We start from the raw sequence: 9,191 nt of genomic DNA, 5'->3' as shown, positions 1-9,191 counted from the left end.
CTCGGCGGCCTGCGCGGGCGGGATGCGCTGGTGCGGCTCGCGGCGCTGGAGGGGCTGATGCTGGTGCTGCTGGCGACCCTGCCGTTCACCATGCCCGGCGAGGCCCTGCTGACGCTGGGTCCGCTCACCGTCACCCGTGAGGGGCTTGATGCCGCCGCGCTCATCGCCCTGCGGGCCAATGCGGTGGTGCTGGCCCTGCTGGGGCTGCTCGGCGGCCTGGAGCCGGCGGTGCTGGGGCATGCCCTGGCGCGGCTCGGCGTGCCGCCCAAGCTGGTGCATCTGCTGCTGCTGACGGTGCGTCAGATCACCGTGCTGGAAGACGAGCGCCGCCGCCTGCGCCGGGCCATGCGGGCACGGGCCTTCGTGCCCCGCAGCAACCGCCACACCTGGGTCAGCTACGGCAACCTCATCGGCATGCTGCTGGTGCGCAGCCTGGAGCGCGCCCGGCGCATCGAGGCGGCCATGCGCTGCCGCGGCTTTCACGGCCGCTTCCACCTGCTGGACAGCCGGCACTGGCGCGGGGCCGACACCGCCTGGCTGGTGGCGCTGCTGCCCCTGCTTTTGGGCCTGCTGATGCTGGACCGGCTGCCGTGAGCGCGCCGCTGCTGGAGCTGCGCGGCATCCACTTCGGCTTCGCCGACCGCGCGGTGCTGCGCGGCGCGGACTTTGCGCTGCACCCCGGCGAGCGCGTGGCGCTTACCGGGCGCAACGGCGCCGGCAAGACCAGCCTGCTGCACCTGCTGGTGGGCCTGCGGCGCCCGCGCGCCGGGCAGGTGCTGGCCTTCGGCGAGCCGCGGCGGGCGGAGGCCGACTTCGTGCCGGTGCGCGCGCGGGTGGGCCTGCTGTTCCAGGACGCAGACGACCAGCTGTTCTGCCCCACGGTGCTGGAGGACGTCGCCTTCGGCCCGCTGAACCTGGGCCGCTCACGGGCGCAGGCCCGCGCCGACGCCGAAGCCACCCTGGCCGCGCTGGGCCTGACCGGCTTCGGCGAGCGCGTGACCCATCGCCTGTCCGCCGGCGAGAAGCGGCTGGTGGCGCTGGCCACCGTGCTCGCCATGCACCCGCAGGTACTCCTGCTGGACGAGCCCACCAACGGCCTGGACGAGGCCACCGAGGCGCGTCTGCTCGCGCACCTGGAGGGCCTGGAGCTGGCCATGGTCATCGTCTCCCACGACCACCGCCTGCTGGCGCGCCTCGCCACCCGCGCCGTCGCCCTGCACGAGGGCAGGCTCGCGCCGGCGACCCTGCACCGCCATGCGCACACCCATCGTCATGACCATCTGCATCTGCATGCACCCGGCCTGGATGGCGAAGCCGCCCACGCGGGCGCGGCGCCGCCGCATCCGGATCACCGTGGGGGCGCGTGAGGGGTGGCCCGCTGTGACGGCCTGTGGCGGGCTCGCGCACCACGGCCGCCGGCGCCACCCTGCTCGGTGGGCATCCTTGTGTTGTCTCGCGTGGCGGGCATGCGCGCTGGAACGACCCGCGGGCAGCATTCGGCGTGCTCTCCGTCGCCGCTGGCCGAGCCCGGCCCGATGCGCGGTGGCCGGTAGACTATGCTGCGGCGATGCCATCGGCCGAGCGTCGCCCAAACGCCGACCAAGAGGAGCCCCAGATGCAGCGTGTCACCATCACCCTCGACGACGACCTGAACGCCGCCTTCGAGCGCTTCCGCGCCGAGCACGGCTACGCCAATCGCTCGGAGGCCGTCCGCGACCTGATCCGCGAGCGCCTGCAGACAGAGCACCTGCGACGCGCGCCCGCGGGCCATTGCGTGGCGACGCTGAGCTATGTCTACAACCACCACGAGCGTGCGCTCGCGAGTCGGCTCACCGAGGCCCACCACCACCATCACGACCTCGCCGTGTCCACCCTGCACGTGCACCTGGACCATGACCACTGCCTGGAAACCGTCGTCCTGCGCGGCGCTACGGACCGGGTGCGCGCCTTCGCCGACGCCGTCATCGCCCAGCCGGGCGTGCGCCATGGGCGGCTGTCGGTGCTGCCGGTGCGGGCGGCAGAGCAAGCGCACGGCCACGGCGACGACGGCGCGGCGGAGCGCCATCTGCATCTGGAGCCCCTGACCTGAGTCGTGGCACCGTGCGCGGGCCGGCGTTTCGGCGGCGCGCAGGTCCGCTGGTCCGCCGGCGACTCGCCCACCCCGGGGGTGGCCGGTACGCTATCTGCCAGCTGGTGCGCCCGGCACGCAGCGGGCGGGCGTCCCCGGTGTCATAAACGTATTTATCTTCTTATTGGAAAAATAACACATAAAGAGTGTATTTCAGTCCTGGTCTATAGAGTACGGTTTAGCGATTGGTAGAGCCGATCAAGGTGGCAGAATCCATGGATTAGACAGGCAAAAGGCCTGTGCCTAGCCTGAGCACATGCTCGACGAGCATGCGGGCTCGGCCATCGCGAGCCGAGCCGCTCAAGCCACGAACCGGAGGCAACGATGGGAAACGACGTCAACACAACGGCCGGTCAGTGTCCTGTCATGCACGGCGCCATGACGGCGGCCGGCGCTTCGAACATGGACTGGTGGCCGCAGGCACTCAATCTCGACATCCTGCATCAGCACGACACCAAGACCGATCCCATGGGCGCGGACTTCGATTATCGCGAAGCAGTCCAAACGCTGGACTTCGACGCGCTCAAGCGGGATCTGCACGCACTGATGACCGACAGCCAGGACTGGTGGCCCGCGGACTGGGGCCACTATGGCGGCCTGATGATCCGCATGGCCTGGCATGCCGCCGGCAGCTACCGCATCGCCGATGGCCGCGGCGGCGGCGGCACGGGCAATCAGCGCTTTGCGCCCATCAACAGCTGGCCGGACAACGCCAACCTGGACAAGGCCCGCCGCCTGCTTTGGCCCATCAAGCAAAAGTACGGCAACAAGCTCAGCTGGGCGGATCTGATCATCCTCGCCGGCACCCTGGCCTATGAGTCCATGGGGCTCAAGACCTTCGGCTTCGCCTTCGGCCGCAAGGACATCTGGCATCCGGAAAAGGACACCTACTGGGGCTCTGAGAAGGCATGGCTCGCGCCCAGCGACGACCCCGAGAGCCGCTACTCCGGCGAGCGCGACCTGGAGAACCCGCTGGCGGCGGTGATGATGGGGCTCATCTACGTCAACCCCGAAGGCGTCGACGGCAAGCCCGATCCGCTGAAGACGGCCCGGGACGTGCGCGAGACCTTCGCGCGCATGGCGATGAACGACGAGGAAACCGTCGCGCTGACCGCCGGCGGCCACACGGTGGGCAAGTGCCACGGCAACGGCGATGCGGCGCTGCTCGGACCGGAGCCGGAAGCGGCGCCGTTGGAGGAGCAGGGCCTGGGCTGGAACAACAAGACCCGGCGTGGCATCGGCCGCGACACCGTCACCAGCGGCATCGAAGGCGCCTGGACGTCGCATCCCACCCGCTGGGACAACGGTTACTTCGCCATGCTGCTGAACCACGAGTGGGAGTCGCGCAAGAGCCCGGCGGGCGCCTGGCAGTGGGAGCCGGTGGATATCCAGGAAGCGGACAAGCCCGTGGACGTCGAGGACCCGTCGATCCGCTACAACCCCATCATGACCGATGCCGACATGGCGATGAAGATGGACCCGGTGTATCGGGAGATCTCCGAGCGCTTCCACCGCGATCCGGAGCACTTGAGCGAGGTCTTCGCCCGCGCCTGGTTCAAGCTCACCCACCGCGACATGGGCCCCAGGGCGCGCTACCTCGGCCCCTGGGTGCCGCAGGAAGACCTGATCTGGCAGGACCCGGTGCCGGCGGGCCGCACCGACTACGACGTGGACGCGGTCAAGGCCAGGATCGCCGCGAGCGATCTCAGCATCGGCGAGATGGTCGCCACCGCCTGGGACAGCGCCCGCACCTTCCGCGGCTCGGACATGCGCGGCGGTGCCAATGGCGCGCGCATTCGCCTGGCGCCGCAGAAGGACTGGGCGGGCAACGAGCCCGAGCGCCTGGCCCGGGTGCTCGATGTGCTCGAAGGCATTGCGCAGGAGACGGGCGCCAGCGTCGCCGATGTCATCGTGCTGGCGGGCAACGTCGGCATCGAGCAGGCGGCCAGGGCGGCCGGCTTCGACGTCCGTGTGCCCTTCGCGCCCGGGCGCGGCGACGCGACCGACGGGATGACGGACGCCGATTCCTTTGCACCCCTGGAGCCCATCCACGACGGCTACCGGAACTGGCTGAAGCAGGACTATGTCGTCAGCGCCGAGGCGCTCATGCTCGACCGCACCCAGCTCATGGGCCTCACGGCGCCGGAGATGACGGTGCTCGTCGGCGGCATGCGGGTGCTGGGCACCAACCATGGCGGCACCAGGCACGGCGTCTTCACCGACCGCGAAGGCGTGCTGACCAACGACTTCTTCGTCAATCTGACGGATATGGCCTACCGCTGGGAGCCCGTGGGCGAGCACCTGTACGAAATCCGCGAGCGCAGCACCGGCGCCGTCAAATGGACGGCGACCCGGGTGGATCTCGTCTTCGGCTCCAATGCCGTGCTGCGCGCCTATGCCGAGGTCTACGCGCAGGATGACAACCGGGAGAAGTTCGTGCGGGACTTCGTCGCCGCGTGGACGAAGGTGATGAACGCCGACCGGTTCGATCTGGCGTAGCGCCCCGACCAATCCGGCGCCGACACCGACGCCGGGTCACATCCCGGGCCGCATCCCGGCCCGCATCGCAAGCCCCGGCCGAGCCGGGGCTTGCCACCATCATCGGCTTCGCGCTGGCGGAGATCTGGCTCACATCTCAGGACAAACTGGGGTCCTGGGCGCGAGGGGCGAGGTTTGCCCGCCACCCTGCTGGCCGTGGCCTTCGGCAGCATCCATGTCCTGTGGTATGCGCCCGGGCAATGCTTCGACGAGCCGGACGACGATAAGCTCGACGCATGAGCTGAGCCCGATCTATGGCGGGCGCATGCGCGGTCCGATAGGATGTGGCCGGTGCACTTCGGGCTGCGGCTGTGGTCGCGGCACATCAGCATGCGCGTCGCCGTCCAGGATCGGGTGCCCCGTCTCTCTCTGCGCGTCGGACCAGAAATATGAAGCGTCTGCTCGTCGTCGGTGGTGTCCTCCTCGGCGCGGCCGTCTGCGCCGGTTGTGCCACATCGCGCGCGTTGACACCCTTGCCGCCTGGCGGCGTGGATAAGGTCACCCAGCCCGTCGCCGACCTATTCATCCGGGCCGCAAACGACACCCGCGCCAGCGGCCGCGAGGTGGCCGGCTGGTGCTGGAGCGATGCGCAGACTGGGCGGTTGTCGCAGGTGGTGCGTGCCAGCGTTGGCGACGATACCAATGTCGCGCTTACCCTGCCCGTCGGCCATCGCGGCGATTACGAGCTGTCGTGCTCCTGGCACACCCATCTTTGGGGGGCGCGTGTCATGCCGGGACCCAGCAAGCGCGACCTCGGCAACTCCAGACTGCCACAGTTGCGCAATATCCATCATTTCGTGGTCGATCGGCATGGCATTTGGCACTACGCCGACGGGCGGGTCTTGAGCATGTGTCCCTGGAACGGCACGGGGAGCAATTTCGATGCGGCGGGGTGTCGCTCCTAGGGCGTTGTGTGCACTCGAGATTCCTGCTGGATGGCCGCTGTTCTGTTGACGATTGATCCGGAAATCTGCGTATTCCGGGTATACTTCGTTGTCGACCCCGGGACGCCATGTCCGCTGCCGAGCCCCCGCCCGTCGTCCAACACGCCCCAGGTGGTCGCAGCAACGTGAGCCATGCCGAGCCTGTCGAGGCGCATCACCAGGGTCGCGCCGAAGTCGCCCATCTCATTACCCGCTAAGATCTGTTGTTTTCGGGCCCGCTCATCGCCTAGGGTGGCGGGCGATCACTCCAACTGCCAAACGGAGGCTGGTTTTGCAGGAATCGAAGAAGAATCTGACCACACGCATCTTGACCTGGCTCACCAAACAGACCGTCCTGTGGTCGGGTCTGATCATCGGTATCCCGGTGCTGCTCGTGGCGCTCTGGGTGGGCCTGCTGATCTGGGTCTGGGATACGCCCGAGATCAACGGGCAGTTTCAGGATCCGGCCAACGCCAACCTCGATCGCTCCGAGAAGGGTGCCCTGCTCGCCGAGGGCATCACCTATCAGTTTCGGCGCCGGCTCAATGATCAGGGCCGTTGGGTGCCCAATGACTTGGTGATCTTTTTCGAGCGCAACGCCGCTTGTGCGGCTGGCATCAAAGGCGAGCCCGGCGGCATCTGGTACGTCACCACAGAGATCTTCGAGGTCTTCTCCGACCGCACGGCGCGCATCGGCGGCTCGTCTCAGGATGACCCCCGGCTCACCAACGCTGCCAAGAAATTCAACTACGATCCGCGGCGTTGGGGCATTTCCTGGCTCGGCGGTGCCGACTCGGCGCATGAGTACGCGCTCGGCTTCAAGGACTTCGACGACTACGTCAGCGACCTGCGCGCCGGCGACGCTGTCAGTAACGTGCGCCCAGACGATCTGGCCGCATTGCTCACCGAGCTCGGTGGCCAGAACGGGGCGATGGACAAGATCTACTCGCGCCTCAACGATGCGTCCAAGGTTCCCCCCGAAGAGCGCCGGCAACGGGTGTACTCGGCCATCTGCGCCTCGGCGGTGTCGGCCGATACCCTCGCGGTCATTCGCTCTGCCTATGGCACCGACTTCGAGCCGGACGCCTTGGTCGCACTCGATGAGGCGATTCAGGCGCTTTACCGGGTGTCGCAGCTCTATCCACCAATCGTGCTCAATGGCGCCGACGACAGCCTCTGGCTGGTCAACCACGCTCGCAATATCGCGGCCATGATGTCCGCCACCTTCGATCCGATCCTCGATGCGGCGCGCTCGCTGCCGGGTGGCGAAGTGGCGCGCTGAGCACGTTGGGGGGACGGCGCTGACAGGCCGGCGGATGATGGGCATATTGTGTAATCACCGCAAAGCCCTCGACGGCACAGCCTTCGGGCAGCGCCCGCGCCCCCGCTCCCGCCCCCGCCGATGCGGGGACATCAGCCGCTCCTGCCGCCGTCCGCTGTTCGAGAACTGCGGCGGGATTTCTGTCATGCTTACGCTGGATGGTCGTTGGCGGCGGCGCGGCGCCCAGCGCCCGTCGCGGGCGCGCTCGCGGCCGAGACCTGCACGGCTGTGCTGCGTCTTCGATGCCGAAGACGCCCGCTTGAACACTATTCAACGGAGAATGACACCATGGCAAACGAGGGTTACCACGAGCCCATCGACGAATTGTCGGACGCCACTCGCGACATGCACCGGGCGATCGTCTCGCTGATGGAAGAGCTGGAGGCCGTGGACTGGTACAACCAGCGTGTGGATGCCTGCAAGGACCCGGAGCTCGCGGCCATCCTGGCCCACAACCGGGACGAGGAGAAGGAGCATGCGGCGATGGTGTTGGAGTGGATCCGACGCCAGGACCCCAAGCTCGACGCCGAGCTCAAGGACTATCTCTTCACCAGCAAGCCCATCGCCCACCAGTGACGGTGCGCGGTGTCGGCGCGGGCGCGGCGACGCGGGCCGCCGCGCGCGGGCAGGGGCCCATTGGCATCGTTGTGTGACCGACCCGAGCCTTGAATCATGGCCGATTTCCACCAGGAACCGCAGATCACGACGCTGCACGCCCTGTACGAGGCATTCGACAAAGAGAATTATCTGAGCAACCTCGAGCGCAAGCTCGAGGACCACGCGCGCCACACCCACGTCAGCCTGTTGTTGCCGTCGCTGCACAGCGAGATGAGCAACGCCGGGGTGCTGGATCGCATCCTCGAGCGCATCGCCGAGGTACGCTATCTGAAAAGCATCGTCGTCGCCCTCGGCGGTGCGACGCAGGAGGCGCAGTTCCGCGAGGCCCAAGCCTACTTCGGCCGGCTCGCGGGCCCTGAGCGCGCGGTGCGGGTCGTCTGGATCGACGGTCCGCGCATTCAGGACCTGCTCGCACAGATGGCCGAGCGTGAAATCCCCACCGGCGAGCAGGGCAAAGGCCAGTCGGTGTGGGTGACCCTGGGCTATCTGTTCGCGCGCGACGAGGCCAGTATCATCGCCCTGCACGACTGCGACATCGTCACCTACAGCCGCACCATGCTGGCGCGGCTCATCGAGCCGGTGGCCAACCCCAACAACGACTTCCAATTCTGTAAGGGCTACTACGCCCGCATCTCCCCCGCCGAGCGCTCCATGAAGGGCCGCGTGACCCGGCTCTTCGTCACGCCCTTCGTGGACACCCTCTCGCGTATCATGTGTCAGCAGGGGCTGCCGGAGCTGCAACGCTTCTTCGACTATCACAGGAGCTTCAAGTACCCGCTGGCCGGCGAGTTCTGTTTCACCTCCGACCTCGCCCGAGGGTTGAACATCGCCTACGATTGGGGTCTGGAGGTGGCGACCCTGTCGCAGGTGTACGATCAGCTCACCCGCCGGCAGGTGGCACAGATCGACCTCGCACCCAACTACGAGCACAAGCACCAAGACCTGTCCCCAGACGACACCAGCAAGGGGCTGCACCGCATGGTGGTGGACATCGCCAAGTTCTATCTCACCTACATGCGCTCCCACGGCGTACCGTTGGACGACTCCTATGTCGATATGCTGCTGCACACCTACTACCAGACCGCGCTCAAGTACATCCGTAAGTACAGCTACGACTCCGACGTCAACGACCTGCGCTACGACTTGTACGAAGAGGAATCTGCGGCGAGTCACTTTCGCGGCTTCCTATGGGACGCCTGGATGCAGAGCAAGGGCCCGCAGGAGGCCAAGCTGATTCCGTCTTGGAACCGCGTCGCCTACACTTTCCCGCAGATCTACGAACGGCTGCTCGAGGCGGTGGAGGCAGACAATGCTCAGCCGTGACACGCACCCCCGACGCCCCTCACCCCATTGTCCAGCCAAACCTTCTGGCGTGCCCTGTTTGACTGTTCGGTTAGCTGCGCAGCGCCGATGCCGCCGCGTTGGCCGCAGCCCATAGGTCATGCGCTGCGCCCGCCGACGGCGTCGAACGGACGGCGCCCGTGCTCGTGCATCACCCGCAACGCCGCCGCACCCGGCGTCCGCCTTCCATCAGTTACAAGCCCAAAGGAGAGATCGCTGTGTCCGCATCCGAGAAAAAGCTCGACCGCAAGCGCTTCCTGCTGTACCAGCTGCCCTACGTGGTGCTGTACGTCGCCGCGCTGGTGCTGGTCGCCATGACCGC

The 9,191-nt window shown here is 67.4% G+C and carries 8 protein-coding genes; all 8 read left to right on the top strand.

Annotated elements, in window-relative coordinates; translation table 11 throughout:
- Positions 1–594 (top strand): cobalt ECF transporter T component CbiQ (gene cbiQ / locus QZ588_RS16980; protein ID WP_295544179.1); only part of this gene is annotated, 594 nt, incomplete at its 5' end.
- Positions 591–1,367, top strand: a complete 777-nt coding sequence (locus QZ588_RS16975; protein WP_295544177.1) for an ABC transporter ATP-binding protein — start codon at positions 591–593, stop codon at positions 1,365–1,367. The genes cbiQ and QZ588_RS16975, both read left to right, overlap by 4 nt.
- A gap of 248 nt (positions 1,368–1,615) precedes the next feature.
- A complete protein-coding gene (gene nikR / locus QZ588_RS16970; protein ID WP_295544175.1) occupies positions 1,616–2,089 on the top strand; it encodes a nickel-responsive transcriptional regulator NikR in 474 nt (157 codons plus the stop codon).
- A gap of 363 nt (positions 2,090–2,452) precedes the next feature.
- Complete coding sequence (katG, locus tag QZ588_RS16965; protein ID WP_295544173.1) at positions 2,453–4,627, top strand: catalase/peroxidase HPI; 2,175 nt, start codon at positions 2,453–2,455, stop codon at positions 4,625–4,627.
- A gap of 428 nt (positions 4,628–5,055) precedes the next feature.
- Positions 5,056–5,571, top strand: a complete 516-nt coding sequence (locus QZ588_RS16960) for a hypothetical protein (protein ID WP_295544171.1) — start codon at positions 5,056–5,058, stop codon at positions 5,569–5,571.
- Between the two features lie 310 nt (positions 5,572–5,881).
- Complete coding sequence (locus QZ588_RS16955; protein WP_295544170.1) at positions 5,882–6,871, top strand: hypothetical protein; 990 nt, start codon at positions 5,882–5,884, stop codon at positions 6,869–6,871.
- 327 nt (positions 6,872–7,198) lie between these two features.
- The gene (locus tag QZ588_RS16950; RefSeq protein ID WP_295544168.1) at positions 7,199–7,486 is read left to right on the top strand and encodes a ferritin-like domain-containing protein; all 288 of its coding nucleotides are present in this window, start codon (positions 7,199–7,201) and stop codon (positions 7,484–7,486) included.
- 96 nt (positions 7,487–7,582) lie between these two features.
- Positions 7,583–8,851 (top strand): hypothetical protein, encoded by a 1,269-nt coding sequence (locus tag QZ588_RS16945; RefSeq protein WP_295544167.1) that lies wholly within the window; start codon positions 7,583–7,585, stop codon positions 8,849–8,851.
- The last annotated feature ends 340 nt before the right edge of the window (positions 8,852–9,191 follow it).

The sequence above is a fragment of the uncultured Thiohalocapsa sp. genome, assembly GCF_913062725.1.
Taxonomy (GTDB): Bacteria; Pseudomonadota; Gammaproteobacteria; order Chromatiales; family Chromatiaceae; genus Thiohalocapsa.
The sequence above is the reverse complement of the archived record's forward strand: the minus strand, read 5'-3'. Positions and strand labels throughout refer to the sequence as shown.

Excerpts from the sequence above, each read along its gene's own strand:
- nikR (WP_295544175.1), top strand. The coding sequence starts at position 1,616 with ATGCAGCGTGTCACCATCACCCTCGACGACGACCTGAACGCCGCCTTC.
- katG (WP_295544173.1), top strand. The coding sequence starts at position 2,453 with ATGGGAAACGACGTCAACACAACGGCCGGTCAGTGTCCTGTCATGCAC.
- QZ588_RS16960 (WP_295544171.1), top strand. The coding sequence starts at position 5,056 with ATGAAGCGTCTGCTCGTCGTCGGTGGTGTCCTCCTCGGCGCGGCCGTC.
- QZ588_RS16950 (WP_295544168.1), top strand. The coding sequence starts at position 7,199 with ATGGCAAACGAGGGTTACCACGAGCCCATCGACGAATTGTCGGACGCC.
- QZ588_RS16945 (WP_295544167.1), top strand. The coding sequence starts at position 7,583 with ATGGCCGATTTCCACCAGGAACCGCAGATCACGACGCTGCACGCCCTG.